General features: G+C 26.4%; 26 protein-coding genes. 15 read left to right on the forward strand and 11 right to left on the reverse strand.

Going from position 1 to position 26956, the window contains the following annotated elements; translation table 11 throughout:
• The first annotated feature begins 71 nt into the window (after positions 1-71).
• Together JJ842_07910 and JJ842_07915 are read left to right on the forward strand one after the other, a co-directional pair.
• Complete coding sequence (locus tag JJ842_07910; GenBank protein MBO6971834.1) at positions 72-1235, forward strand: hypothetical protein; 1164 nt, start codon at positions 72-74, stop codon at positions 1233-1235.
• Positions 1236-1258: 23 nt separating this feature from the next.
• Entirely contained in the window at positions 1259-2467 is a 1209-nt protein-coding gene (locus JJ842_07915; GenBank protein ID MBO6971835.1) for a hypothetical protein, read from the forward strand.
• Between the two features lie 42 nt (positions 2468-2509).
• On the opposite strand, the gene JJ842_07920 is transcribed toward JJ842_07915, so the two are convergent.
• From JJ842_07920 to JJ842_07935, 4 genes are read right to left on the reverse strand one after another with little or no spacing between them, the layout of a single operon-like run.
• Entirely contained in the window at positions 2510-3646 is a 1137-nt protein-coding gene (locus tag JJ842_07920; protein MBO6971836.1) for a glycosyltransferase family 4 protein, read from the reverse strand.
• 48 nt (positions 3647-3694) lie between these two features.
• On the reverse strand, positions 3695-4705 hold the full coding sequence (locus JJ842_07925; GenBank protein ID MBO6971837.1) for a GDP-mannose 4,6-dehydratase: 1011 nt from the start codon (positions 4703-4705) through the stop codon (positions 3695-3697).
• A 4-nt stretch (positions 4706-4709) separates the two neighbouring features.
• Positions 4710-5996 (reverse strand): nucleotide sugar dehydrogenase, encoded by a 1287-nt coding sequence (locus JJ842_07930; GenBank protein ID MBO6971838.1) that lies wholly within the window; start codon positions 5994-5996, stop codon positions 4710-4712.
• 23 nt (positions 5997-6019) lie between these two features.
• Positions 6020-7027 carry an undecaprenyl/decaprenyl-phosphate alpha-N-acetylglucosaminyl 1-phosphate transferase gene (locus JJ842_07935; GenBank protein MBO6971839.1) on the reverse strand — a complete coding sequence of 336 codons (1008 nt, stop codon included), beginning with the start codon at positions 7025-7027 and terminating at the stop codon, positions 6020-6022.
• Between the two features lie 147 nt (positions 7028-7174).
• Between JJ842_07935 and galE the strand changes: the two genes are divergently transcribed.
• A complete protein-coding gene (galE, locus tag JJ842_07940; GenBank protein ID MBO6971840.1) occupies positions 7175-8230 on the forward strand; it encodes a UDP-glucose 4-epimerase GalE in 1056 nt (351 codons plus the stop codon).
• Between the two features lies 1 nt (position 8231).
• Here galE and JJ842_07945 read toward each other — a convergent pair whose 3' ends face one another.
• The 7 genes from JJ842_07945 to pseC form a co-directional block, all read right to left on the reverse strand.
• Entirely contained in the window at positions 8232-9668 is a 1437-nt protein-coding gene (locus JJ842_07945; protein ID MBO6971841.1) for a nucleotide sugar dehydrogenase, read from the reverse strand.
• Positions 9669-10101: 433 nt separating this feature from the next.
• A complete protein-coding gene (gene pseI / locus JJ842_07950) occupies positions 10102-11151 on the reverse strand; it encodes a pseudaminic acid synthase (GenBank protein ID MBO6971842.1) in 1050 nt (349 codons plus the stop codon).
• Between the two features lie 225 nt (positions 11152-11376).
• Positions 11377-12666 carry a DUF4910 domain-containing protein gene (locus JJ842_07955; protein ID MBO6971843.1) on the reverse strand — a complete coding sequence of 430 codons (1290 nt, stop codon included), beginning with the start codon at positions 12664-12666 and terminating at the stop codon, positions 11377-11379.
• Positions 12660-13424 carry an SDR family oxidoreductase gene (locus tag JJ842_07960; GenBank protein ID MBO6971844.1) on the reverse strand — a complete coding sequence of 255 codons (765 nt, stop codon included), beginning with the start codon at positions 13422-13424 and terminating at the stop codon, positions 12660-12662. The genes JJ842_07955 and JJ842_07960 overlap by 7 nt, the downstream gene beginning before the upstream one ends.
• Positions 13424-14179 (reverse strand): hypothetical protein, encoded by a 756-nt coding sequence (locus JJ842_07965; GenBank protein MBO6971845.1) that lies wholly within the window; start codon positions 14177-14179, stop codon positions 13424-13426. Before JJ842_07965 ends, JJ842_07960 begins: the two co-directional genes overlap by 1 nt.
• Positions 14180-15049: an aldo/keto reductase gene (locus JJ842_07970; protein ID MBO6971846.1), complete on the reverse strand. Its 870-nt coding sequence runs from the start codon at positions 15047-15049 to the stop codon at positions 14180-14182. It lies immediately after the preceding gene.
• Positions 15042-16220, reverse strand: a complete 1179-nt coding sequence (pseC, locus tag JJ842_07975; GenBank protein MBO6971847.1) for a UDP-4-amino-4,6-dideoxy-N-acetyl-beta-L-altrosamine transaminase — start codon at positions 16218-16220, stop codon at positions 15042-15044. Before pseC ends, JJ842_07970 begins: the two co-directional genes overlap by 8 nt.
• 358 nt (positions 16221-16578) lie before the next feature.
• On the opposite strand from pseC, the gene JJ842_07980 reads away from it, so the two are divergent.
• The 12 genes from JJ842_07980 to JJ842_08035 all read left to right on the forward strand — a co-directional run bounded on the left by JJ842_07980 (position 16579) and on the right by JJ842_08035 (position 26908).
• Positions 16579-17034, forward strand: coding sequence for a GNAT family N-acetyltransferase (locus JJ842_07980; GenBank protein MBO6971848.1), 456 nt, complete (start codon positions 16579-16581; stop codon positions 17032-17034).
• Positions 17035-17112: 78 nt separating this feature from the next.
• Positions 17113-17532 carry a hypothetical protein gene (locus JJ842_07985; protein ID MBO6971849.1) on the forward strand — a complete coding sequence of 140 codons (420 nt, stop codon included), beginning with the start codon at positions 17113-17115 and terminating at the stop codon, positions 17530-17532.
• Between the two features lie 538 nt (positions 17533-18070).
• A complete protein-coding gene (locus tag JJ842_07990; GenBank protein MBO6971850.1) occupies positions 18071-19498 on the forward strand; it encodes a hypothetical protein in 1428 nt (475 codons plus the stop codon).
• A 197-nt stretch (positions 19499-19695) separates the two neighbouring features.
• Positions 19696-20787 (forward strand): hypothetical protein, encoded by a 1092-nt coding sequence (locus JJ842_07995; GenBank protein ID MBO6971851.1) that lies wholly within the window; start codon positions 19696-19698, stop codon positions 20785-20787.
• Positions 20788-20843: 56 nt separating this feature from the next.
• Positions 20844-21725, forward strand: coding sequence for a phytanoyl-CoA dioxygenase family protein (locus JJ842_08000; GenBank protein ID MBO6971852.1), 882 nt, complete (start codon positions 20844-20846; stop codon positions 21723-21725).
• Positions 21726-21729: 4 nt separating this feature from the next.
• A complete protein-coding gene (locus JJ842_08005; protein MBO6971853.1) occupies positions 21730-22401 on the forward strand; it encodes a 4-phosphopantetheinyl transferase in 672 nt (223 codons plus the stop codon).
• A gap of 136 nt (positions 22402-22537) precedes the next feature.
• On the forward strand, positions 22538-23452 hold the full coding sequence (locus tag JJ842_08010) for a hypothetical protein (protein MBO6971854.1): 915 nt from the start codon (positions 22538-22540) through the stop codon (positions 23450-23452).
• Entirely contained in the window at positions 23449-24240 is a 792-nt protein-coding gene (locus tag JJ842_08015; GenBank protein MBO6971855.1) for an AAC(3) family N-acetyltransferase, read from the forward strand. Before JJ842_08010 ends, JJ842_08015 begins: the two co-directional genes overlap by 4 nt.
• Positions 24241-24280: 40 nt before the next feature.
• The gene (locus JJ842_08020; GenBank protein ID MBO6971856.1) at positions 24281-24688 is read left to right on the forward strand and encodes a VOC family protein; all 408 of its coding nucleotides are present in this window, start codon (positions 24281-24283) and stop codon (positions 24686-24688) included.
• 54 nt (positions 24689-24742) lie between these two features.
• On the forward strand, positions 24743-24991 hold the full coding sequence (locus tag JJ842_08025; GenBank protein MBO6971857.1) for an acyl carrier protein: 249 nt from the start codon (positions 24743-24745) through the stop codon (positions 24989-24991).
• A gap of 4 nt (positions 24992-24995) precedes the next feature.
• Positions 24996-26507, forward strand: coding sequence for an AMP-binding protein (locus JJ842_08030; protein ID MBO6971858.1), 1512 nt, complete (start codon positions 24996-24998; stop codon positions 26505-26507).
• Positions 26504-26908: a hypothetical protein gene (locus JJ842_08035; protein MBO6971859.1), complete on the forward strand. Its 405-nt coding sequence runs from the start codon at positions 26504-26506 to the stop codon at positions 26906-26908. The genes JJ842_08030 and JJ842_08035 overlap by 4 nt, the downstream gene beginning before the upstream one ends.
• The last annotated feature ends 48 nt before the right edge of the window (positions 26909-26956 follow it).

A 26956-nucleotide genomic window follows, 5' to 3' on the forward strand; every position in this document is an offset into this window, starting at 1 on the left:
TTAATTAAAAATTTTCAATGAGAAGTTTTTATAAGATAAAGAAATTTTTTAATTTAAAAAAAACAGTATATTTGGTTAATTCCTTTACTGTATTAATTCAATTTATAACTGCATCTCTTTGTTCAATTATTTATCCAAGAGAATTAGGATTAGCAGCTATATTTATATCTATTTTTGGGATTTTCTATCAGGCTGCACAATTTGAAGGTAGTTACCTATATCTGTCAGGAAAATTAAGTTACTCAGAATTATTAAATAAATCTTTTACTACTTCAAATATACTATTTATTTTTCAAATTTTAATTTCATTATATTTTTTATTATCCAGAAATTTTGTGTCTTTGACATTCTTTAATCAATTTTCGATTTTATGCTTAGGTTATTGGATAGTTGATTTAACTACTGGGAAAAATAGAATTTTAGATACAAAAAATAGTGAGCTTAAATATCAACAAGACATAATATTGAATTTATCTATTTATGCGATAATTCCTAACTTAATTTCTATTTTTATCCTTTCCTATTTTCCATTTTTCAAATTCATTTGGTTAATTTTTTCGTTTGTTTTATTTTTAAAATGCTTTTTGATGATTTTCAATATTTATTTACTCGCTATTAAAAATAATTCATCTAATAAAATCTTATTTGAATTTCCTGAATTAAGATATATTTTGGCTCCAACTATTAAAAGGGCAGAAAGTTCTTCTTTTTTAATAATTATTGGTTTATTACTTGGACCAACATTTTTTGGGTTACTGCAACCTTTAATAAAGGTAGCAAAATCATCTAATATTTTGACACCTATAATTATGAAATTAAATTTTTTAGAGATAGATAGAAAAATTAAAAAGAAATGGCTTTTCCCATTGCTTTCTTTTAATTACTTATTAACTTTGATTTCTGCAATATTTTTATATCCTTTTTTCCCAGACTCATTAAAAGTAGATGTAAGTATCCTGCTTGCCGTATTAATTTTTCTTAATTTTGCATCTACAAATAACAAAACTTTTCTTTGGACACTAAATTATAAAGTAGGAAAATCTAATCTTATTTTTAAACGCAGAACATTACTTTTATCATCAAAAATTATTATATTTTTAGTTTTTTATATAACTAATAATTTTATTAATGTGAATAATTCATTAATTGTTGCATCCTTAGTTATATTTGAAATTATCTGGATTTTATTTTCTAATAATTATATTACAAACAAGCAAATCGCAAATAATGTATAGTTAATAATAAGTTTTAATAGGTTTTGAAAGCATCAAAAATTTACGATAAGTTTTTTACAATTAGCAGAGATTCTATTATTGGAGTTAGTAGCTTTACTATTTTAATATATATATTTGGATATATTATATTTTTTGCATCTGGTTATAAATATGGTGTTGACACTAATCTTCTTAGACTTAATCAAAATGCAAAAGAAATTTATTCAATATTGACCGTTTCTGCTAACTTGACGGTTTTCTTTATTTTTAGATTTTTTCTGAATAAATATTTACCAAAACAAATATTTTTACCAATCGCAAAAAATTCATTTTTTAAATGGATTTTATGTTCAACTCCATTATTATTAATAAATTTTTATTACTTAAGTAATGCTGGAGATAGATTGATGGCTAAAGAAATTTCATATAATATATTTATAATTAACTTTATTTATTTATCATTAGCATTTCATTCATGGATAATTTTAACTTGTCGTAATAAATTTTTAATTCTACTTTCTTCCTTAACTGTATTATTTACATCTTTAATTACTTTTGAAAGAGAGCCCTTTTTGATATGTTTTTTTGCTCTTTTACTGAGGATGATAAATACTTTAAAAACAAAAAAATTATTAATCTCATTAGTTTTATTGATCTCTTTTTTTATATCAGTTTTTTTTACTTCAAAAATAATATCTCAAGTTATTTATAAAGATAATGTTTCTGATTTTTCTGCAATTAAAGAATGGAGTTCAAAATTTGGTAATCCAATTTTAAAATTATCAGGTGAATTATCTCATAAACTCATATTAGAAAATATTTATTTATCTGATAATTTTCGGCCTAATTATGATCCAAAAAGAATATTTATGCCTATTCAAATTGAAAGATTTCTATTTAATAATATTCAAAATCCCAAAACTAATGGAAAAATTGCAACTGAGTCATATAGCGCATCTACTATTATAAATAAATTTAAAGGATTAGGGTTTAGCGTATTTCTGGATTTTTATATCTCATTTGGATTTGCAGCATTATTTTTCTTGCCAATTTTCTTTATGATTGTTTTTAGATATGTTTGTCTCTCCAAAATAAACTTTCTTATGTTAGTGCCTTTGCAAGTATGGTTTTTCAAGTTAATGAGATCAGATTTGTGGCCGCCATTTATTCCATATTTATTTCTAATTTTTATATCGATATTAATAAATTTCTTTGTATTTAAAAAATCTGAAAGAAAACAAATAAATATTTGATAATTATTTTGAATTAATTATTAATTTTAATAAATTACTTAATTACTTACATTTTGAAAACATTTCAATGATTAAATTATTAATTTTTTTACAATTATAATTTTTAATAATATATGTTCTTGCATTCTTACCTAATTTTAATCTTAGTTCATCATTATTTATCATTTTTTCTATAGAAAGAGATAATGATTTTATATCATGGGGCTTTACTAATAATCCTGTTTTAAGATGTTGGATAATTTTATTACAACCAGGAACATCGTAGCTTATTAATCCAGTTTCCATAGATCCAGCTTCTAGCAATATCCTTGAAAAACCTTCTCGCCAAGAGGGGAGAACAAGGATATCGATAGAATCCAATAATGACTTTATATTATCAACATGCCCTAAATAATTTAAATTTTTTGCTTTGCTAATCTTTCGAATGTACTCATCACTTATGCAACTTTTATTATTTTTATCTATTATGCCAGCTAATAATAATTCAAAATTTATTTTCTTTTTCGACAAAATATCAAAAGCATCAATAAGTTCTTCTACACCTTTTTCTTTAGTAAGCCTAGATGCAAATAAGAGTCTTGTTTTATATTTTTTATTACTTTTTTCTTTTTCTCTTTTATTTTTAAAATAATCTGTATCAATTCCAGAACCTTGAATTAGATATATATTCTTGGAATTTATAATTTTTTTTCTAATGTAATATTCCATATCTTGTTCATTTTGAAAGATACATTTAATATTTGTCTCTTTTAAAGAAATATAATAAAAAAAGTTAGTAATTTTTACTAAAAACTTGTTGAAAATATCTTTATTAATATGAATATGCCCTCTACCAGTAAAAAAATTATGTATATTTTTAAATTTTAAAAATCTACAAGCAATAGTTCCATAAAGAGAAGCTTTTATTGTAAAGTTTGCAACTATCTTTGCATCAATGCTTTTAATTATCTTAACTAATTGGACTAATGTAAATAGCTCTTTTAATGGATTTGTTGAATGAGATTTTACATACCAATTGATACAATTAATTCCTTTATTTTTGAATTTATTTATATATTTATCATATGGAGCTACTAAATAAATCTCGTAATTATTTTTTAGCAGAGTTTGAATTAAATCATATCTGAAATTATAAAAATACCAAAAAGAATTTGAGATTAATAATATTTTATTTTTCATTTTTTTTTTTAAATTATTTTTAAAAGTTTTTGTTTGAGAATAAGCTATTTAAATATTTTTGTAGTAATTTGAATACCAATCACAAAATTCCTTAATGCCTTCTTTTATAGATGTATTAGGTTTAAAACCTGTTAATTCATAAAGAAGGTTGCAGTCTGCAAAGGTTTCTTTTACATCTCCTTGTTGCATAGGCATTAAATTTTTAGTAGCTTTGCAGTTTAAATTTTTCTCAATTTCTGAAATAAAGTCACTTAAGTTTTGACTACTAGAATTTCCTATATTGACAACACGCCAAGGAGCTATTGGTGACAAAGAATCTGATTTTGTTTTTTTGACCCCCCTTTCTGGAATACATTTTATTAATAATGAAATCGATTTAACTAAGTCAGAAATATAAGTAAAATCCCTCTTCATTAAGCCATTGTTATAGACATCAATAGGCTTATTTTCTTTTATTGCTTTTACAAATTTGAATAGGGCCATATCGGGCCTGCCCCATGGACCATAAACTGTAAAAAATCTAAAATTAGTTATTGGTAAGTTATGAATATGAGAAAAAGAGTGTGACATTATTTCGCAGGATTTCTTTGTGGCAGCATAAAAAGACATTTGTGTTTCTGTTTTTTGTTTTTCCTCAAAGGGCATTTCTGTATTTGATCCATAAACAGAAGATGTGGATGCAATTAAAGTATGAGATACATTGTATTTTTTGATCAACTCTAAAATATTAAAAGTTCCAACGATATTAGAATCTAGATATGACCTTGGATTCTCAATGGAATATCTAACTCCAGCTTGTGCTGCTAAATGAATTACATATTGCGGTTTATAATTTTTAAATATATCTTCTAATAAATGATGATTTTTAATATCTAATTTTTCTTCAACAAAGTTTTTGTTTTGTCTTAAAATTCTTAGTCTTGATAATTTAAGTTCTACATCATAATAATTAGTTATGGAGTCTATTCCTATTACTATATTCCCCTCATCGATTAAAAGTTTACTTAGATGGAAGCCTATAAATCCAGCAGATCCAGTAACAAATATAATTTTTCCCATATTTTTATAATGTTAAATCAACATCCTTGAATGAATAAATACTTTTGAGATCAAATATAATTGAATTTGGAACGCAAAGTTTTCTAAGAAATTTAATTCTTAATGATTTAAATATTTCATGTTTTACAGTTACAAAAATTCCTGCATATTTGTGTTCTAAATCACTATTCAATTCCTTGAGAATTTTATAACCAGATATTTTTGAACAGTTTGCTACCGGATCATAAATATCTATATCTAATCCATATGTAATTAACATTTCTAGAACTTCTATTGATTTTGAATTTCTTATGTCAGGACAGTTTTCTTTAAAAGTTATACCCATCAATAATACTTTTTTTGAGAATTTGAACAAATTTCTTTTTACTGCTAATTTTAAGAAATTATTTACAACCAGCTGCGGCATCTTATCGTTGATATTTCTTCCTGCTAAAATAAGATTTGGTTTCATTCCTATTTGATTGGCTTTGTAAGTTAAATAATATGGGTCTACACCAATGCAATGACCACCAACCAAACCAGGTTCAAAGTTAAGAAAATTCCATTTTGTATTAGCTGCCTCAAGAATTTCTTTGGTTGATATTTTAAGTTTGTTAAAAATCGTAGAAAGTTCATTCATTAATGCAATATTTAGATCTCTTTGAGTATTCTCTATAACCTTTGCTGCTTCAGCAACTTCTATGGAAGTAACTTGAAAAGTTCCAGCTTTAATAATACTTTTATATAAGTAATCTACAAGTTCAAGGGTTTTTTCGTCACTGCCACTAGTTAATTTAACAATATCTTTGATTGTATGAGATCTATCTCCAGGATTTATTCTTTCGGGAGAATAACCTACTCCAAAATCAATATTCAATTTCAATTGAGAAAATTTTTCTAAAATAGGTATGCAAATTTCTCTCGTAGCTCCAGGATAAACTGTAGATTCGAAAATTACAATATTACCTTTTACTATATACTTAGCAATAAGTTTGCAAGCTTTTTCTACAAAAGAAAAATCAGGATTTTTAAAATTATTAACAGGAGTTGGAACTGTAATTATAAAGATATTATTTGATTTTAAATCTGCTTCATCGTAACTGAACTTAATTCTACTTTTTAATAATTCATCCCCAGATATTTCCCCTGTTATGTCAATTCCAATCTTTAATTCATTTATTCTATTTTTATTAATGTCATATCCTGTTGTATCGAAGTATTTGCCAAATTCCACAGCTAAAGGAAGCCCTACATAACCTAATCCGATAATAGCTATCTTTAAATTTTGAGTTTCATAAGACTTAGTTTTCATAGACTAAAAAGATAAAGAATAAACTAGGATTTTACGTTTGAATTGTAAAGTTGATAAGCCATTATTAGAAAAGGGAAGAAAATAAGAAATATATTTTTAGTAAAAATAGCTAAACCGACTGATGAAAAAAATAAAGTCATACATATGACTATTTTTACAGTCGCATTATGATTAATACCACTATCGTGTAAATAATAATGAAAATGTCTTCTATCAGGATAAAAAATTGAGGAATTAGATAGAAATCTCTTGGCTATTACAAAAATCATATCTGTTAATGGAATAAACAGTATCGGATAAATTATTAGTAAGTTAATGTTGGAAGATAATGGCTGTGTATAAATTTGATTAAAATTACTTGTTGAAATTAAACTTAAGAAAGCAAGTGAAGATCCTAATAAATAGGAGCCACCATCACCCATAAGAACTGAAGAGGGATAATAGTTATATTTTAAAAATCCTAAAAAAGAACCAGCAATTATTATTCCAATTATGCTTTCATTTAAAAAGTTATTTTGAAAGCATATGTAACTAATAGCCAACAACATTATGATTGATTGGCCTGCAGCGAGACCATCTAGGCCATCAATCCAATTTATTGCATTTACTAAACCTGCAAACCATAAAATTGAAAAAATTAAGCTTGTAAAATTACTTAATTCAAAAATAAATTGATTACTGAAGGGAAAGAATAAATTTAGCGTTTCTACTCTGTATCCGAATTTCCATATAAATATACCAAAAAGTATTTGCATTAAAAGTCTCTTAAATAATCGAATACCATAAATATCTTCAAATAGACCTAGAAAAAAATAAAAAATTAGAGACGAAATCAAATAATAATTTAATTCAAATTCGAAAGGATATATATTGAATTGATTCAGAAAAAAACAAATGAATATTGAAAGTAAAATTGATAAAAAAGGAGCTATTCCACCAATTCTTACTTTTTCTTTATAGTTTCTTTTTCTTTTTATATCGGGTTGGTCAAATAATCTAAATTTAGTACCAATTTTTATAATAAAAGGCACAAAAATAGTCGATAAGGTAAAGCTGACTATAAAAAAAATAAAAATACCATTATTTTTTATAATCTCCTTTTACCTTTTTAAACAAACCTTTTTTATTTTAATTGTATTAATCTAAAAAATCCTATAATATTAAAATTTCAGATAAAAATGAAAACAATATTAGTTACCGGAGGTTTAGGCTTTGTTGGAAGTCATACCTGCGTAACATTATTAGAAAAAGGTTATAAAATTTTAATTGTAGATTCATTAATAAATAGTAAAAAAAAAGTAATAGAAAGAATAAAAAAAATTATCTTATCTACTAAAAACGATTTTAATAAACAACTATTATTTTATCAATGTGATTTAAGAGATGAATCGAAACTAGAAAATATATTTAAAAATAATACATCAGAGTCAAAACAAGTTGATGCCGTTATCCATTTTGCCGGTTTAAAAGCAGTTTCAGAATCAATAAAGGATCCTTTGAGGTATTTTGATTTTAATGTTATAAGTACAATTAATCTTCTAAAAATTATGGAAAAATTTAATTGTAAGAAGATAGTCTTTAGTAGCAGCGCAACAATTTATGGAAATAATGGAGAGTATTGTAATCTAAAAGAAGATACAAATGCAGAACCCATTAATCCTTATGGAGAAACAAAAATAATAATTGAGAAAATTCTACAAAATTTATATTTAAGTTCGAATAGCTGGTCGGTATCAATATTGAGATATTTCAATCCTATAGGAGCGCATCCATCTGGCTTAATTGGAGAAAACCCCTTAGATCCGCCAAACAATATATTCCCAATTATTAATGATGTAGCATTAGGACAAAGAAAAAAATTAATTATTTATGGAAACGACTGGGATACATATGATGGAACGGGAGTTAGAGATTATATTCATGTTATGGATTTAGCAGATGGACATGTATCTGCTCTTGAGTACTTATTCAAAAATAATGGAGAAATAATCCATTTAAATTTAGGTACAGGAAATGGAACAAGTGTTTTAGAACTTATTTCAATCTTTCAATCTGTAAATAATATAGAAATTCCTTATTTTTTCTCAAAAAAAAGAAAGGGTGATGTAGCTCGTTTAGTCGCTGACATAACTTTAGCTAAAGAAAAACTTAATTGGCTGCCTATTAGAGATTTAAAAATGATGTGTAGAGATGGATGGCAGTGGAAAAAACAGAACATTAATGGTTACGAATAGTTCACTCTTTTACTCCATCACCCAATCTCCAGACATTCAACCCAGCTGCTCTAATTGTCTCTTTTTTAGTTATTGATCTTGCATCAAAAACCCAACCTGGCCTCCTCATTTTTTTTGAAATATTATTCCAATCAATTTCTTTATAAATGTCCCATTCTGTAAGAATTATTATCGCATCTACATTATCAAATGCATCCAAATGATTATTTACGAAAAACCAATTTCCTTCACAAATGGAATGTGAATTGATTTTATTTTCATCACCAGGTATTTTTTGCTTAATTCCTAAATCAATTTCAATTTGCTTGAAAGATACTTTTGGGTCATGAATATAAAGATCTGCACCTTCCTCTAATAAATCTTTGCATATCTGAATTGCAGCTGATTCTCTAGTATCATTTGTATTGGCTTTAAATGCGAAACCTAAAATAAGTATTTTTTTGTTTGCCAAAGTTCCAAACAACTTCTTAGTAACAAGATTGGAAATCCTATGTTGATGCCACTTGTTTAAAGTAACAACACTTTCCCAGAAATCTGCAACTTCTTGAAGTCCAAAATGTTCGCACAAATAAACTAAATTTAAGATATCTTTTTTAAAACAACTTCCGCCAAATCCAGGACCAGAATCTAAGAATTTTGAGCCTATCCTACTATCAGATCCAATAGCTCTTGAAACTTCTCTTACATCAGCTCCTGTCGCTTCACATAAGGCGCTTATTGAATTTATTGAACTAATTCTTTGAGCCAAAAAAGCATTCGCAGTAAGCTTAGCTAATTCACTACTCCATATATTTGTTCGTAATATTTTTTCTTCTGGTACCCATTCTTTGTAAATACTGCATAACATCTCAATAGCTTCTTTACTTTCTCCTCCAATAAGAACTCTATCTGGATTCTCAAGATCATCAATTGCTGTTCCTTCTGAGAGGAATTCAGGATTAGACAAGACATCAAAAGTTGTTTCTCCTTTAATTTCTTTGGATGTATTATTTGGGGCTTTTAGAATAGATTTAATTACTTCTGCCGTTCTGACTGGTAAGGTACTTTTCTCGATCACAATAGTGTGCCCGCTTGAAAACTTTGCGACTTGTCTAGCACAAGCCTCCACCCATTTGAGATCACTTGCTTTCCCGGCACCTACTCCAAATTTTTTTGTGGGAGTATTTACCGAGATAAAAACCATATCTGCAGATTTAATTTTTTCTTCAATTTTGTTGGAAAAATGTAAATTTTTCCCTCTGCGCCTTTTAACAATATTCGCAAGACCGGGTTCATAAATTGGAAGTTGCGTAAGATCACTATTATTCCAGTTTTTAATTCTATCTTCGTTTAAGTCAACAACTTCAATCTGTAAATTTGGACATTTATCTGCAATCACTGCCATAGTTGGACCTCCAACATATCCTGCACCAATACAACATATATTTTTAATTTCCATTTAATCCTTATTCAGTCATAAGTTAATATTATAAATTATAATTAAATTTTTTAATCTGAATTTAACTTTGAAGAAAAACCCCTACTTAAATTAACCTAGAAGATGGATTTAGATAATGGTCTAAATATATGAATTTATTTTTGTTGAGATTTGGAATTAATCAAGAATTGCAAAAATTTGTATATTAATACTGGATTAAGATATTTTGCTTATTCAATTGGTTTAGTTTATATAAATTCTAAAAATATATGATTTCATAATATGAATTTGTTCCCTTAATACATATTGTTTGGTTCTCTAAAAATTAATCAAATAAATCTTCGTAAACAATTTATATAGTAAATAATTTTATTTATTTTTTTAGTATGAAGAAAAAGTTGTTAGATCAAAATTAATATGAATAATTAAAAGACTCTTTTTAAAATATTTTTGTTTATGTAAATACTTCCCAGCTTGTAGGGTCTCCTCTATATACATTAGTTTTAAGTTTTTTCCCAATAATTTTTTCTTCAAATTTGGGAGAAAGTCCATTGCCTGGTCTTATCCTTTTAATATCATTTTTTGTCACTATTTCTCCTGCTTTTTTATCTTTAATGAAATAAATAGATCTTCTAAGAAGTTTACTTTGAGATTCAACATTATCTCTATCAAAACCCTCATTTCCCAAAGATAGCCAAGCCTTTTTTGTACTTTTTCGAAGTGTAGTTAGTTCTTGTGGCTCTATAGAAAATTCACTATCAGGACTTTTTTCAGCGCGGTTTAACGTAAAGTGCTTCTCAATAACAGATGCGCCCAAAGCAACAGCAGCAGTTGAAACTGTTGTCCCAAGGGTATGATCAGATAGGCCAGAAATTACATTGAATTTATTTGCAATATTTTTTATTTGATTTAAGTTGGACTTTTCAGGAGGAGCTGGATAACTACTAATACAATGAAGGAGAATTATTTGGTAATTATTTTCAGCATGCATAGTTTCTATTGCTTCTATAATCTCCTTCTCAGAAGACATGCCCGTTGAAAAAATAACTGGTTTTTGCTTACTTGCAATATATTTAATTAGTGGAATATCTATTAGTTCAAAAGAGGCAATTTTATAAGCTGGAGTATTTAATTTTTCTAATAAATCAACAGCTGTCTCGTCAAAAGGAGTAGAAAAAATTGTGAGACCTAAACTTTCTGCATATTTAAATAACTTTTCGTGCCAATCATAGGGAGTTTCAGCCCATTTATATAAATCGTATAATTTGAATCCATTCCATAATCCTCCCTTGATCAAAAATTCTTCATTATCAGAATCTATTGTCATTGTATCAGCTGTGTAAGTTTGGATTTTAATAGCGTCGGCTCCACATTCAGAAGCTACCCTTATAGTCTCTAAAGCTTTTTCTAATGATCCATTATGATTGGCAGACATTTCCGCTATTAAATAGGGAGGATGATTTGGTCCAATTTTTTTATCTTTTATTTTTAATTCTTTGACCATTTATAAAAATATTTCTTTTATTGCACTAAGTTTACAAAAAGAAGTAAAAAATTTGATTCATTAAATTTTTCTGCAGCCATAAAATTTAAAAAACCATCTTTTAGGAGTCTTTTATTTTTTTCATTTACTTTATGCTTTGAATCTAAAAAGTGCATAAAATCTCTAAAAGGATGATTATTATTATATCAAATTATTTAGTAAAGATTAAATGATTGGTAAAGAATTTTATTCAACAATATTTTCTTTCTTTAGTAATTTATATTCTTTGAGTAGTGAATATAAATCACAATTAATAATTTTGCATATATCAAATATATTTGTTTTGCCATCACAATAAGCCATGAAATCCATTCTGAGTTTTACTGAATTAATTTTCTCACTTTTACTCAAATTAGGATATAAATTTCTTCTACCTAATTGCGGTTCTCCATAAGTTAACAATTTTGGATACAGTCCTTCTTCAAAAGCATCTATTATTGTTTTTAATACATCTAATGATTCATTTAATCCTTTATTAGTTACAAGATTTAAATTATCTGCATCTGAATGATATTCAGGATATTCTCCGAATTTACTTCTCGAAAAAGTTATTAATGGTAGTTTTATCCTTGGGGAGCAGTATTGCCTTTCGTCTGAGCCTCTTTCAAGAAATGAATATTTCTTAAAGCTCCTAAATTTACTAATTGCAGAATATATTGCCTTATCAGCTAATGTATTTTCAAATGGACTACTTACATAAGAGTATGCTCTTTCATCGCCTACACAGCTTAAATTAAAACCACAAATAACTTTTTTTATAAGCTCGTCTTTAAATTTTGATAGATAAGCTATTGACCCAATCGTCTCTGGTTGCATTATAAATCTGTATGTATATTTTCTTTTTTTGTAATTTGTTTTTATATAATCAAGAAGCGCATTAAGAACCACAGGCCCGCTTAGCTCATTATTTGCCATAGAGGGATGACATAAGTAAGAGCTAAATAATATTTCCTTTGTGGAATTACCTTTAATAATTGCATGACTTAAATTTAATTTCCCCTTTTTAAGGGTTGAATTAATAAAAACTTTATACAAACCTTTTTTCAAAGAATCTTTTTCTTTCTTAGACATACAAAAACCCCAGTATTTCTTGTAGTAACTAGTTACATAAGGAATTAAATATTTATTATCTTTATGGATATGAATTCTTTCTGAAAATTCATCTAAGTCAAGCGTTTTATTTATTGGCACTGAATACCCAACAATATGCAGATTATTTTTCTTGAATTCTGCAAATCTTTCTTTTGTTATTAAATTTTCAATATAGGCATCTTTGATATTCCATTCTAATGGCACTACCCAGTCAAAAATTTTTTCACCAGTTTTAAATTCTAGTCTTTGGTACTCCTTATGGTATTTCTCAAAATAACTTAAACTTAAACTTATTCCATCTCCTGTTATTGATCTACAGATAGGAAATAACTCCTTTAAATGATCAAATAAACTTTTGTCACTGTAATTCAGTTTATTTACCATGAAGTCCATCCTCCATCAACAGGTATATCAGCACCTGTAATGTAGGAGGAAGATTCTGAAAGAAGAAATTCAATTATTCCTGCAGCTTCAGAAGCATTCCCAATTCTTTTTAAATGGGTATTATTAGCTAATCTTTTGACAAAGTCTGGCTTCGAATTTTGAACTTTTTTTGATGGAAATACTCCATAACTTACTGAATTAACCCTAATACCCTGTGGAGCTAAAGTCATTGATAGAAATTTGGTTGATTGTATTAAAGCTGCTTTAAGACTGCCATAGAGAATTGGATTTATTTCTTTAACAGTTTCATACATGCTTGGTCGAGGTGATACTTTTCCATAAATGCTACTGATATTTACAATACTTCCTTGATTATTATTCTTTACTAAATTGGCAAATTCGATTGCAAGTCTTACTTGTAAGCCAAATAAACCTTCGGCGGAATCTTTTACTGATTTTTTATCAATAGCAAGAGAGGAGGATGGGTAAGAAGTGAATGCATTATTCACTAAACCTCTAGGCTCACTATTTAGTTCAATTAGTTTCTCTTTTATTTGGGAAATAATTTTTGAAATTTCCTCCCGTCCTAAATCTATATCTAAAGGTAAATAAGTACCTTTTGGAGATGATTTCTTAAAAATAGATGTAAGTTTAGAAGCAGATCTACTTATACCTATGACGTTATAATTTATTATTAATTTTTTTAGAATCTCAATCCCAAGATGACTTGTTGGACCTGTTAAAATTATTGTATCCATTAATTTTCTAGGGGATGATTTCTAGTTGTGTAAAATTCAGTACCCTTTAATTTTATGTAATTTATAATGAGACTTACAAAGTCGTCTTTACGCCAATCACAATTATATTCTTTTTTTACTTTTTTAATGAGTTTTGAAACTTTTACATAATCTTCAAGATTATCAATTGTAAAACTCATTTTTTCATATTGATTATTTTTATAACCCAAATAATTATTAATTAAGAATTGTTCTTTAATAGAAATTTCTCTCATATGAGAAGTAACATGTTCAAGATTTTCTTCACTTTTATCATTTTTAAAAGAATCTTTTAGGGCTTTTGAAGAGAAAATTTCTAAATTGGTACCTTCTGGACAAATTTTATTATTCATAGTTGCATAAAGGTAGTTCTTACTTATTACAAAATTGGATAATTCATTTATAAATCTAAATTCAGTTAATGGATTATCAGCGGTGACTCTAATTATATAATCTGCATCTGTTTTATTTGATAAAGAAATAAACCTACTTAACACATTTTTTAAAGAACCTCTAATAATCCCATCCACCCCTAAATTTCTAGCTTCAGTCTCTAAAATATCATCTGATTTTTCTTCACTTGTTAAAAGGTAGACTTGATATCCACTAAGTATTGCTCTTGTTAAACACATCCCCAAAACAGTTGTGTCTTCAAGCTTTAATAGTGCTTTCCCAGGGAGTCTTGATGATGAAATTCTACATTGAACTCCTATAACTAATTTGTTTTTATTAATCATTCAAAAATTCCATTTTGATGGATTTATCAGATCTTCATCTATGCAGGTCAAGAATTTTAGTTCTAGTTCGGTCGAGATTTTAGGGATATTCATTAATTCTAGTAATTGAATTTCATTCTCTACTCCTACTATTACCTTGTCGATTAATTTTTGAGATGCAGAAAAAGTTAAAGCAACTGATTTTGGCGATGAATTGATTGTAGAACAATAATGTTGCCATTTTTCAAGATGTGCACTCCATTTATTAAAGTATTTTGGGATCTTTGAAATATCCATTAGTAATAACCCCTGCAAAAACGAAGATCTAGCATGAATTTCTATATTCAAAGATTTAAGTAATTCTAAAGTTCCATCATGGAGCAAACTTTGGTCAAAAACGTTAAATGGAAGTTGAATAATATCTGGTTTAAAAAATTTTAACGCTTTCAGTATTTGATTTTTATTGTATGCAGAGAAACCAATCTTACTAACATACCCTAGATTTTTAAGATCCATTAATTCATTTATTTTAGTTTTAGAATCACGAGAGAAAATTTCATCGCAATTATGTAGTAATAAACCGTAAATTTTTTTTAAACCTAAATTATCTAAAGATTCAAAAAAACTTGTGTTTATAGTTTTGTTTGGTCTTATCAAACTTGGATTAGTTTTTGTGACAATCTTGAATTCATTTAAATTGCTTTTTCCAATAATTTTTTCAGAATCCCCATATATACTTGCTGTATCAATTATTCCTATTCCTGCTGAAGATGCTAATTCTAATATTTTTCTAACTTCCTTTTTAGATGATTTTCCAGCAGTGTTAGATATCCCATAATCTAATCCCCATTGAGCAGTACCTAATCCTAATTTATGGATATATTTAAACATCTAAAGCTTTACTTATCATCTTTACAACATATTTAATTTCATCACTTTTTAGTCCTGGATAAAGAGGTAATGAAAAACAAGATTTTGCGTAGGCCTCTGATTCGGGGAAATCTCCATCAGTAAAACCTAAATCCCTGTAATAAGTCTGTAAATGCACAGGGGAATAATGTAATTGGACTCCTATTCCAGAATCTCTCAAAAACTTAAAAACTTTTTTATGAGATTTAGAATTAGATTCTTCCAAACGAATTATGCCTAAATGTACTGATGATTTTACACCTTTCATAATTTTAAGCAAATTTACTGGAAGATCTGATAGCAATTCATCATAAATAATATATTGTTTATTTCTCTCTGAAACAATTTTTTCAAGTCTTTTTAATTGACTAATTCCTAAGGCAGCCTGGAAGTCAGTCATCCTGTAATTGAATCCAAGTGTTTGTTGCTCATATGCCCATGGCCCAGGAGATTCTCTTTTAAATCTACGTTGATCTTTTGTAATACCATGACTCCTTAAATCATACATTTTCTGGGCAAGATTTTTTTTATTTGTAGTTGCAAGACCTCCCTCTCCAGTTGTTATTATCTTTACTGGATGAAGGCTAAATACACAAATATCACTATATTCGCATGAACCTACTGGTTTACTTTTGTACATACCTCCTATGGCATGACTTGCATCTTCAATAATTGAAAATTTGTATTTCTTTGCTAAATCTCTAATTCCCTTCATATCACAACTAGCACCAGCCAAGTGGACTGGTACAACAATTTTTGGAATTTTCCCTTGAATCTCAGCTTTTTTAAGTTTTATTTTCAAAGCCTCTACACTCATTAGACCCGTAAGAGGGTTTATATCCACGAAGTCAACATTCGCTTTACAATATAATGCGCAATTAGCAGATGCAACGAAAGTGATTGGAGAGGTCCAAAGCCAATCACCCTCTTCCAGCCCAAGAGCTAAACATGCTATATGTAAGGCACTAGTAGCACTATTTACAGCAATAACGTTGTTAGCTCTAACTTTTGTAGCGATTTTTTTTTCAAATAATGAGACAGTTGGTCCTTGGGTTATGGTTGGACTTTTGAGGATTTCAACAACAGCTTCAATATCTTTTTTTGTTATATTTTGCCTGCCATAAGGTAAATGTACTTTTTTATTTTTTTTCATTTAGATAAAAAGATAGTTTTGATTTTTTCAAAATTAATAAAAAAGAAATAAATTAAACTCTACAGATAATCATTATAGTTTGCTCTATTAAAAAATTTTAAGAAATTAAAAAATTATTTTTTTATTTTTAAAAATAAATAAGAGATATTCGTAAAGATTCTATGAGATAGAATCGAGAGTTTTTAAAAATAAAGCCGCTTATTAATTTTATTGTCGTTGAAAAGCAAAAATTTTTAGGAGTAAACGCAGAAAATGATTAACTAAGCACTTATAACTTCGACAAGTATATATTTTATAGTAGATATAAAGAGGTTTACTTATAGTTAGAATATAAAAATGCAAATTGGATAGACACTAGATGCCAATCATTCGCAAAGCTAACTACTTTGATAGCAGAGATATATTTAATTGGCGAAATGATGAACTTACAAGATATATGTCGAAAAAAACCGACTTAATTGATTGGAAAGTTCATTCCACTTGGTTCGCGACATCACTTGTTAATACAGATAGACTGCTTTTAATATGTGAGGATGAAAGCACTAGTGAAAAAATTGCAATAGTTCGTTTTGATGTAGAAGATAATAGAGCTATTATTTCAATCAACCTATCTCCAAAAATGCGTGGTAAACGTAAAACGAAAGGATGTCTAATAGATGCTATATCTTTCTTTCAAAAGTCTTTTTCAGGAGTTAGATTTATTGATGCTGAAATAAAGTCGATTAATATCCCAAGTCAAAAATCATTTAAGGCTGTGGGTTTCCTTCTCGTTAAGGAAGATGCTGATATTTTGTATTACGAGTATGCTGTATGAAATCTTATAGTCTACCTTTCACTATGCCATTGACGATATTGTCATTATATGAAAAATTTGGCTAAGGTTTGAATACTTATGATTCTTAATTTTGAAAAAATTATCCCAACATCTAAACAAGTTAGTGAATTGTATGAACTGTTATTGGATAGAAAAAATTCAATAAGTCATAAAGATACTCCATCGTTAATAGAACACAATAATTTTGTTTTATCTAATCCTTATATAGCTTGGTATTTGATTTATAAAAAAGAGAAGCTGATTGGTTCTTTATATTTGCATTCCGATAATTCGATTGGTTTAAATAGCAACAAATCAAAAAAAGAAGATGTTACTGAAATTATTGCTTTTGTTAAAGCTAACCATAAACCTTTGCCACCTATAAAGTCAGTTCGTAGAGGAGAATTTTTTATTAACGTATCTTCCAACAATGGGGTTTTGTTAAAAATCTTAAAAAAAATAGGTAAAAATGAAATCCAACGTTCGTTTATATTGTGAATTAAAAAGGTTTCTCCAAACATTTAACTTGAGGAGTTGATTTCAAAGTGATATACCTCTTTAAAATATATTTTTAGAGAAGCACTAGTAGTTAGAAATTAGTTAGGAATAAAAAATAGAATGTTAATAAACAAAATTCTTTATAAATATTATTGAAAACTAGTTCATGGCTTGTAAGACAATGAAGTAATAGTTTCTCATTTAGAGAGTTTTTGGAACCCTAAAGTTTTTCTAGGAATTAATTGAGTATTCTTTAAATGAGAAAAGTATTGGAATACCAAAGAAATCATTAAAAGGAAAATTAAATCCGGGATTTTTTCGAGAAATCGCTATTTTATTAATTCATGAATAAATCAAAGGATAATGTTAATTATTAAATGAATTTTTTTGTGTGCATCAATTTTTAATAATAACCAAAGAATGGATAGGATTTTAAAATATATATATTTTACTATTCCTTCTCTTTGTTAAGTAAATTTGGGAAGAGAAACTTTTTTGGTAAGAATATCAAAAGGAGAATATATGGAATCTAAATTAAATGGATTTAAATAGTTTAGAACATGAAGCTGATAATCAGAAATTAAGCATAAAAAAAAGATTTTTAAGGACAAATTCCTTATTTAAAAAGGAATTAAAAAAGATTAAAGATAATCTTATTAAAGAAAGAATTCAAATTGATAGCTTAAGATATATATCGATTATTGAATATCAAAATATTCAAAATAATCTCAATAGACGCGAAAATAAAAAAGTTACCATATCTAAATTAATAAACCATAACAATTTTATAGTAGATATAAATATTCCCAAATTAATAAAAATAAAATTATTTTTATACCAAATAATTTCATTAATAAGGTGGCTACAAGATAGTAAAAGAAGTATTAAACTTAATATTTTAATTATGCATTCTGTAGCAGAAGATTTGCTTCAACATATTAATAAGAAAAAAAAAGATCATAATCTTGAAATAATAATTCCAGCAGAATTGATTATTTTTTCAAAAAAAAAGCTTTTTAAAAATATAAAATTAAATCCTAATCGAAGAAAAATTGAACCCTTAAAATTTTATATGGATAAATTATATGAATTAAGAGAAATTTACTATACAAAAACTGAATTAATAAGTAGAGAAATTTATAGATTTATTATCTTTTTGTCAAAGTTTAAAATTGTAAATTCAATTGTTTGCTACGCAAATCATCAATCATACCTTGAAAATCATTTATCTAGACAAAATAAAAAAATAAGTAAGAAATGGAAGGGTGTCTACATAGCATTACACGGGGGGTGTTATGGAATTTCTTGTGGAAATCCCATAATGAATCACCATTGTGAGGATAATTTAGAGCAAAGCCCAAATTTTCTCCTGCCAATAGAATTGCATAAACACTTTTTCGATGATATAGATTTTTTTAACAAGCAATTATCATCAACCTTATTTAATAAAAGAAAGATTATTAAAAGGCAATATGGCTTCGAGATCATTAAAAATGATAAATATCCAAAATTAAAAAATAATGATTTATATGTTTTTGCAAATAATTTAGTCCCTTATGCAGATCCTTGGACAAACTATTATTCAGAATTTCATATTGATAAAACTATTGAAAGATGGAAAGAATTTAGGAAAATTTGGGTAAAAGGAAAAACATATATTGTTGTTAGACCAGCATGTAAGAATTATCTATTTAATTTTTATAAACAACAAGTTAATGAAATTAATGTGATTACTATGAATAAACAATTTAATTTAAATAATAGCTATATGATCTTTGAAGGACAAACATCTGCTATTAGAGAATTTTCAAGAAAAAGTAATCTTTCTTTAATTTACTTACCCAAAAGAATCTTCTTTTTATCTAAAAACAATTATGTAAAACAAGATTTACATTTCAAGAAAGATAGTATAAAAATTATTAAAGATGAAAAAGTTTTATTTAAATTGCTTCGAAAGTTAAATTAAAAATAAATGCTTGTATAGTTTTTATATATGTTTCTTCAAATATAAATTTGTCTAGATTGAGTCTAAGGAATATTGATCATTGCCCACAAACTTTACAAAAAAGATATATTTAAAGTGACAACTATAAAGTTTATATATTTATATTGATTTTCAAATTAGTTAATCCCTAGGAATGCTATCATAACCAAAAAATATAAATGAATAACTGCCCAATTTGTAATAGTCGCACAGAAACAGTTCTAGAACTTATTGATTTTCCAGTTATAATGCCTTCTCTTCCAGAGGATCATAAATTAAAAAAAATAAAACCAATTGGGGACTTACACATTGAAAAATGCTTGAATTGCGGCTTTATTAGTAATAAAAAACAAAAAGTTGAATTTTATAAACACTTATATACCAATACCCCTAAGTATCAAGTAAAAAAAAATCATATACATTGGAAAAAAACATTCGATAGATTCAAACCAATTAATGTACTTGAAATAGGTGGAGGTATAAATAATGTGGGATCTATCCTAGACAAAAAAACTAATCTTTCAGTGTTAGATTATTCTATAGAAAATGAACAAAAAATAAATTGTAATGAAAACATAAGATTTATTAAGCAAGATCTAAAGGAACATTTAAATGATTTTTCAGGTTTTGTTTATGATGCGATTTTTATGTCACATGTTTGTGAGCATATTCCAGATATTAGTGATTACTTTGATCTGCTATTGAAAAGTGAAGCTTGCAGAAATGCCAAAATATTTATTGAAATCCCATCTTTTGATTTTTACTCAAAATTTGCACCATACTATTTATTTAATTTTGAACACTGTACTCACCTAAATACATTTTATTTGAAAACTATAATGAACAGATATGATTATAAGCTTTCTGAATTTTTTAGTATTGGAATAAAACAAGATTGTTTATGCTATGTCTTCGAGAAAGGAAATAATGTGAAAATAGCTGAAAATGATGAAATTATAGATAACACTAAATTAATACAAAATTTCGAAAGATCAATTAAAAATTTGACTACTTCTATAGATAGATATATTAAAAGAATAGATCAAAAAATAGCGCTAAAAAAAGGTTCTGGCGGAAGTGCAAATCTTTTTATGTTTTATTTAAAAAATGAATCTGATGATTATTTAAAATTAGTACCGACCGATAATATCAGATTAGGAAATATTATGTCATCTACTAATCAAATGATTGTCAGTGAGAACTTGTTTAATAATTTTATTGAACTTAATCCATATTTTGAGAATGGATATCATTCAGGTTTTCTTTCCTAATCTTTATATTGTAGTTTTTGATGATTAAAGGTGTAAAATAATAAAAAATCAGAAAAATGTTTATTAATAATGGCTTTGAATATATAGGTAATATTGATACAAATTATGCTGAAAAATTAGGAAAGAAAATACTTAAAGAGATAGATATAGAAAATTTGTTTATCAACGATAAAAAAGATTGTGAGAAATATATAAACATTAAAACTAACCCTATGCCAGGCAGAAATATTGCAGAAAAAATGCAAATTTCGAATTTTTTTGAGAATGAAGCTATCACAAATTCTTTTAAAAGGATTTGCGGAGAAAGATATAGAATATTAGATTATAAATTTGTCTTAGGAGTTCCTACTAGTTATATGCCAGATTGGGTCAGTAATGATTTAGGAGGAAAAGCTCAGGCAAATCTAGGAAAATATATAAAACCAGATAAAAGATTAATGACATATTTTAATGGTATTGATTTTCATCAAGATATAATCGATTTTCCCTCTAGAACCCCTGATTTTGTGACTTTTTATTATTACTTAACTAATGTTTCTCTTAAAGAAAGTCCTCTCGTTGTATTAAAAGATAGCCATAAATTTGGTCCTATGGTATTTCCACATGAAATAGAAATTAAGAATAAAAAAATATTTCTTAAAAATGAAATTTTTGAAGAAGAAGTTTTAATAGGTAGACCAGGAGAGTTTTATGTATGGCATCCGTACATTCTTCATGGCACTTACCCGACACATGAAGGTACACCAAGAGTTTCACTTAGGATACTAGTGGAAAGAAATGCTGATTTAATTACTAATTGTCAATTATGTGAAGTTAATGATTCCTTATTAAATAGTAATGCACAAAAAGAAGTTAGAAAAGTTGGAATGAATTCTTCACAAAGTAAATTAGCTTCGATTAAAGATATGCTTCTAGCAAAATATAAAAATAAGATTTAATAAGTTGAAAATTGATCAAAATATAATTAGTAAAGATAATTTTTTTAACCAGGATAAAACTAGATTATGGTTTTTTAAGTTGAAAGGCTATCAGAAAATTAATTCTGATGAGGAAATAAAAATAGCTAGAGATTTATCACCAAGAATGTCAGAAAGATTTCTAGAGACAAGAGGTTATATAAGAGAATCCCTTAGCAGTTTATTTAAAATAGAGCCACTTTCAGTTCCAATAATAGCTTATCCTAACAAACCACCACAACTACCTAATAATCTAGGTTATATAAGTATTAGCCATACAAAAGATGCCCTTATTATTGCTTGGGATAAAAAAAGAATAGGTGTTGATATGGAACGAAAAGACAGGATATTTAATTATAAATTGCTTTCTAAAAAGTTACTTAGAAATAGTAATCAAGATGTTTTCAAAGATAAATTTGATATTCTAAATTTTTGGTGTGGTTTGGAATCAGCAATAAAATGGGAAAGAGGATCTATTATTAGGGATATGGATTCATGGAAGTTCAATAAAAGAAATAATATATTTAGTAATAAAGATAAAAAAATACATTTATCTATTAATCAATTTTATTTTTATAGTTGGACAATATCTATTGCATCAAAGAAAGAATACAAAAATCATATAGTTTGTACTAAAGAGAATGAAAAATTCTTATAATAAAAACAAATTAAAGAGAGAACTAAATTTATCTATTTATAGAATTAAAAGATTTTTTGGTATCTTTTTTGATAAATCACTAAATATTTTTTTTGATGAATTTACGATTAAATAACTAAAATTCTCTTAATAATAAATGAAAAATATTGAAACTAGAAAAGATCATACTTATAAGGTAATTTTTTTTGGATCTGAATCGGCTGGTTTAAGATGTCTGAAATTTTTAATAAAACAAAATAATATAAAAATCAGTTTTTTAATAACTAACGAAAAAGGTATTAGTAATAAAGCATTTTTTAAAATTGCTAGAGAAAATAACATTTGCATAATAAGTAAAGTTGAACTTTTAGAAAAAATTAATCAATCAATTATTATTCGTAATCAAATAGATTTTATCTTAAGTGTTTTTTCACCTTTTATAGTTGATGATTTAATTCTAAATCATACAAAATATGGAGGCTATAATCTTCATCCAGGAAGACTCCCTGAATATGCAGGCTTAAATCCTACAAGCTGGTCAATTTATAATAATGAAAAATATCATGAAGTCACTTTACACAAAATGAATAACATTATTGATGGTGGAGAAATAGTAGATAGTAAAAGAATTGAAATCAGTAAAGAAGAAACTGCTATCTCATTACTCATAAAGTCAACTAATGAAGGAATTACCTTGATTAAAGACTTTATTATGTTTCTCACTCAGGATAATATTGGAAACATTTCGACAAAGAAGCAAGACTTAAAAAAGAGAAAATATTATACTAATACAAATCCTCTTTCTCAACCAATAGATTGGAATGAGTCAATAAATAAAATTGATAGGATTTTTAGATCATCTTATTTTGGTATTAAGAGATCTCCATGGGGTTTCCCAAAAACATTAGTTGATGATCAAATAGTTGAGTTAAAAAATTATAAGTTTTTTAAGTGTCAACAAAATGAAAGTATAGGTAAAGTTCTTTATATTTCGGGAAATTTAATTGAAATTGCATTTAAAAATGGAATAATTAAAGCAGAAATCGTAAATGGAGATAATATAATCGAATGAATTTTAAAGATGAATTAATATCAAAATACAATGAATTTAAGCTGTCTAATTGTGAGGTAATTTATATTTACTCTGATCTAAGAGGATTTTCTCAATATATGGACCAATTCTCAGGAAAGGATAATTTCTTAAAAACATTTATTGAACCTATTTTAGAAAGAAATATCACAGCTATTATCCCTACTTTTTCTTATACAACAAAAGGTATATTTGATACTAAAAAAACAAAAACTAGTCTTGGAGCCTTAAATAGTTGGTTTATAAATAATTCTGAAAGTGAAAGATCAGAACATCCATTATTTTCTTATTGTTCGATAGGTCCCAAATCCAAAGAAATTGTCAATAATATTGGTAAAAGTGCATTTGGTTATGATTGTATTTTTGAAAGAATACTAAAATTAAACACAAAATTTTTACATATTGGAAGACCTTTAAATTATGGTAATACAATGATTCATTATATAGAACAATTATGCGGAGCTACATATAGATATAATAAAAAATTTAATGTTGATGTCTACAAAAACGGTCAATATATAGGGAATAACTATTCAGCTTTTTTAAGAATTAGGAATCATAAAAAAAACTATTATGGGTTTGATTTTAATAGAGCTTCAAAAATCTTAGAGAGCGAAAATATCGTAAAAAAATGTCAAATTTCTAGTAAATTAACTAACCTTGAATTTTATGATGCAGAAAAAACATTTAATATTCTTGTAAAAGAGTTTTATAAAAATAATATGATATTTTTAAAAGACGGAACTAAAGAACCGATCTTGGATTTATAAAATAAATATAAATATAATTAAAATAATAATATTTAAAAAAATGGAAAAGATACATCATCTAGGAATTGTTTGTAACGATATAGAAGATGCTTATAAAGCATTTAATATACAGCCTGATGATATAAAGGAGTACTATCTAGATAAAGAACAGAAAAATGAACTTTATTTTTTTCATTTAAAAGAGAATGATCTTTGGATGGAGTTTGTTGTGCCAATAGATGAGAATTCTACAGTCTGGAATTATGCCAAAAATAATAATTTCGGAATACATCATATTGGATTCAATTCAAATAATCTTGAAAAAGAAAAATTGCTTTCTAATAACCTAAAAGGCGTTTTTGAGTTAAAAAGTTATTTTTTAAAAATTGCATCTTTTGGTGGGAGAATAAATACTTTATTTTTTTATTTCAGAGGTTTATTAATAGAGTATGTAAAAAAATTAGATTAATCCCAAATGATATTATTAATTAAATAGATCTTACTGATTTTTAAAATGGATAAAATGATTATTAAGAATAAAATTTATAATTTTTTTATTGAAAGAGAAGGTGATGATATTTTAGATAGTATTGATAATATAGATTTTATTGATGAAGGAATTCTTGATTCTCTTGATTTTTTCTCATTAGCAGTTTTTATTGAAAAAGAATTTGGGATTAAATTAAAAATGACTGATGAAGATACATTTAAAAAAATGAGAAAAATTGAAACCTTGATAGACTTGATTTTACAATTGTCATTAAATAGTTAATTCGATGTTTCGATCATCATTCTTAGAAATATTTGATAAAAATTTAAATAAAAATCCAAATAAAATTATAAGTTCAGATTTTGAACAATCACTTAATTGGAATCAATTTGCTTTTCAAGCTAATTATTATGCAAAAAAATTTGAAAGACTTAATCAGAAAATAATACCAATCATTGTAGATAGAACAGTTAAAACACCCTGCTCAATAGTTGGGTGCGTTTTAGCAAAAAAAATATTTGTACCAATTTCTTCAGAACAGCCAATAAACAGAATAGAAAGAATATTAAATCAACTAGAAGTTGATTTTATTTTAAATTTAGAAAACCTTATGCTTGGTAATAAATATATATCTATCAAAGAAACAAATTTAGCAATAAATAACAATAATTTCTCGAAAAAAAGAAGTATTGAAGATTCCGAACCGCTTTATATATTATTTACTTCAGGATCTACTGGTGATCCTAAGGGGGTAAAAGTATCAGAAAGAAATTTATTAAATACAATGGTTTGGAGCCATACCTATCAAAAATGGGAAGATAATGATTTAATCGGAATTACTACAAATTTTGGGTTTGATATTTCACTTTTTGATCTTTTTTCATCTCTTTACAGTAATATTCCACATTACATAATAAGAGATCCAAAAGATCCCTTTAATTCGGGAAGAGAAATAATAAAAAATAAAATCACATCAATTTTTTCATCACCTTCCTTCTTTTCTTCACTTATCAAATCTGAAGTAATTAATACATTGAATAAAAGTAATATGCGCCAAATTTTTAGTGGTGGAGACTTCTTCCCTCCAGATCATATAAATAAATTTAAGCAAAAATTACCTAACTTAGATATTTATAATGTCTGGGGCCCTACAGAAACATCAATTGTTAATACTATGCATAAAATAAGCGAAAAAGATCTATTTTATGCATCCCAAGATAAAAAAGATATTCCAATAGGTAAATTAAATCATCCTTTAATGCCGTGTATGATTGTTGATGAAAATAGAGAAAAAAAAATTAAAAAGCCTTTTCAAAGAGGAGAAATTGTAGTTTCCGGTACTCCCGTTTCATTAGGTTATTTTAATAATAAAGGAAATCAGGATTTTTTAAGAATACAGGAGGTCAACTATTTTTATACAAATGACATAGGATACTTTGACGAAAATCATAATTTATATATTGTTGGTAGAAAAGGATTTACAATTAAAATAAATGGATACAGGGTTAACCTTAAGGAAATAGAATCTCAAGTTATTTCTTTTCCTGAAATTCATCAAGCAATAGCATTCAATCCAAAAAAATATAAAGAGTTTATTTTTATTGCCGTGGAACTTGAAAACAAGCAAATTAAAGATTTAAAATTTGGAGAATTACGATCATTTTTACGCAAAAAAATTCCAATATATATGCTTCCTAAAAAACTAATAATTCTAAATGAATTACCTAAAAATATAAATGGAAAAATTGATAGAAAAGCTACAGAAATTAGGGCTTTAGAAGAATTTGAAAATTCATGAAAAGAAGTATTGAGATTTTAAAAGGAAAAGTAAATAGTGATCAATTAGATGAATATGATCATTTAGCCATGCCAAACTATTTAAAGATAATCAATAATGGCATAATGATTTTATCAAATGATATATTTAAAAATACTTTATCTAATAATAACAAAAGGCTAGTAGCAGCAAGATGTAACTTAGAGTTTAAAAATGAATTACTTCTTAATAATGAATGGATATTAAATGTGAAATTTATTGATTTTGATATCAAATATTTAACTCTTGATTTTAAAATCAGATCAAAATCTCAGGTAAAAGCAAAAGCAATAATGGTACTTGTCGCTTTTGATTTGACTTCAAGAAAATCAGTTACCCTCTCTTCAGAGGAGATATATATCCTAAAACAATTATTGAATTAAACAAATTGAATAGTTTTAAACCTTAGCTTTTAATATGATTTCTTACTA

The organism is Prochlorococcus marinus CUG1433 (assembly GCA_017644425.1).
Taxonomy (GTDB): Bacteria; Cyanobacteriota; Cyanobacteriia; order PCC-6307; family Cyanobiaceae; genus Prochlorococcus_A; species Prochlorococcus_A marinus_U.

Bases quoted from the DNA above. Each gene is read 5' to 3' on its own strand.
- JJ842_07920 (MBO6971836.1), bottom strand. From the start codon at position 3,646: ATGAAAAATAAAATATTATTAATCTCAAATTCTTTTTGGTATTTTTAT.
- JJ842_07925 (MBO6971837.1), bottom strand. From the start codon at position 4,705: ATGGGAAAAATTATATTTGTTACTGGATCTGCTGGATTTATAGGCTTC.
- JJ842_07930 (MBO6971838.1), bottom strand. From the start codon at position 5,996: ATGAAAACTAAGTCTTATGAAACTCAAAATTTAAAGATAGCTATTATC.
- galE (MBO6971840.1), top strand. From the start codon at position 7,175: ATGAAAACAATATTAGTTACCGGAGGTTTAGGCTTTGTTGGAAGTCAT.
- JJ842_07945 (MBO6971841.1), bottom strand. From the start codon at position 9,668: ATGGAAATTAAAAATATATGTTGTATTGGTGCAGGATATGTTGGAGGT.
- pseI (MBO6971842.1), bottom strand. From the start codon at position 11,151: ATGGTCAAAGAATTAAAAATAAAAGATAAAAAAATTGGACCAAATCAT.
- JJ842_07955 (MBO6971843.1), bottom strand. From the start codon at position 12,666: ATGGTAAATAAACTGAATTACAGTGACAAAAGTTTATTTGATCATTTA.
- JJ842_07960 (MBO6971844.1), bottom strand. From the start codon at position 13,424: ATGGATACAATAATTTTAACAGGTCCAACAAGTCATCTTGGGATTGAG.
- JJ842_07965 (MBO6971845.1), bottom strand. From the start codon at position 14,179: ATGATTAATAAAAACAAATTAGTTATAGGAGTTCAATGTAGAATTTCA.
- JJ842_07970 (MBO6971846.1), bottom strand. From the start codon at position 15,049: ATGTTTAAATATATCCATAAATTAGGATTAGGTACTGCTCAATGGGGA.
- pseC (MBO6971847.1), bottom strand. From the start codon at position 16,220: ATGAAAAAAAATAAAAAAGTACATTTACCTTATGGCAGGCAAAATATA.
- JJ842_07980 (MBO6971848.1), top strand. From the start codon at position 16,579: ATGCCAATCATTCGCAAAGCTAACTACTTTGATAGCAGAGATATATTT.
- JJ842_07985 (MBO6971849.1), top strand. From the start codon at position 17,113: ATGATTCTTAATTTTGAAAAAATTATCCCAACATCTAAACAAGTTAGT.
- JJ842_07990 (MBO6971850.1), top strand. From the start codon at position 18,071: ATGGATTTAAATAGTTTAGAACATGAAGCTGATAATCAGAAATTAAGC.
- JJ842_07995 (MBO6971851.1), top strand. From the start codon at position 19,696: ATGAATAACTGCCCAATTTGTAATAGTCGCACAGAAACAGTTCTAGAA.
- JJ842_08000 (MBO6971852.1), top strand. From the start codon at position 20,844: ATGTTTATTAATAATGGCTTTGAATATATAGGTAATATTGATACAAAT.
- JJ842_08010 (MBO6971854.1), top strand. From the start codon at position 22,538: ATGAAAAATATTGAAACTAGAAAAGATCATACTTATAAGGTAATTTTT.
- JJ842_08015 (MBO6971855.1), top strand. From the start codon at position 23,449: ATGAATTTTAAAGATGAATTAATATCAAAATACAATGAATTTAAGCTG.
- JJ842_08020 (MBO6971856.1), top strand. From the start codon at position 24,281: ATGGAAAAGATACATCATCTAGGAATTGTTTGTAACGATATAGAAGAT.
- JJ842_08025 (MBO6971857.1), top strand. From the start codon at position 24,743: ATGATTATTAAGAATAAAATTTATAATTTTTTTATTGAAAGAGAAGGT.
- JJ842_08030 (MBO6971858.1), top strand. From the start codon at position 24,996: ATGTTTCGATCATCATTCTTAGAAATATTTGATAAAAATTTAAATAAA.
- JJ842_08035 (MBO6971859.1), top strand. From the start codon at position 26,504: ATGAAAAGAAGTATTGAGATTTTAAAAGGAAAAGTAAATAGTGATCAA.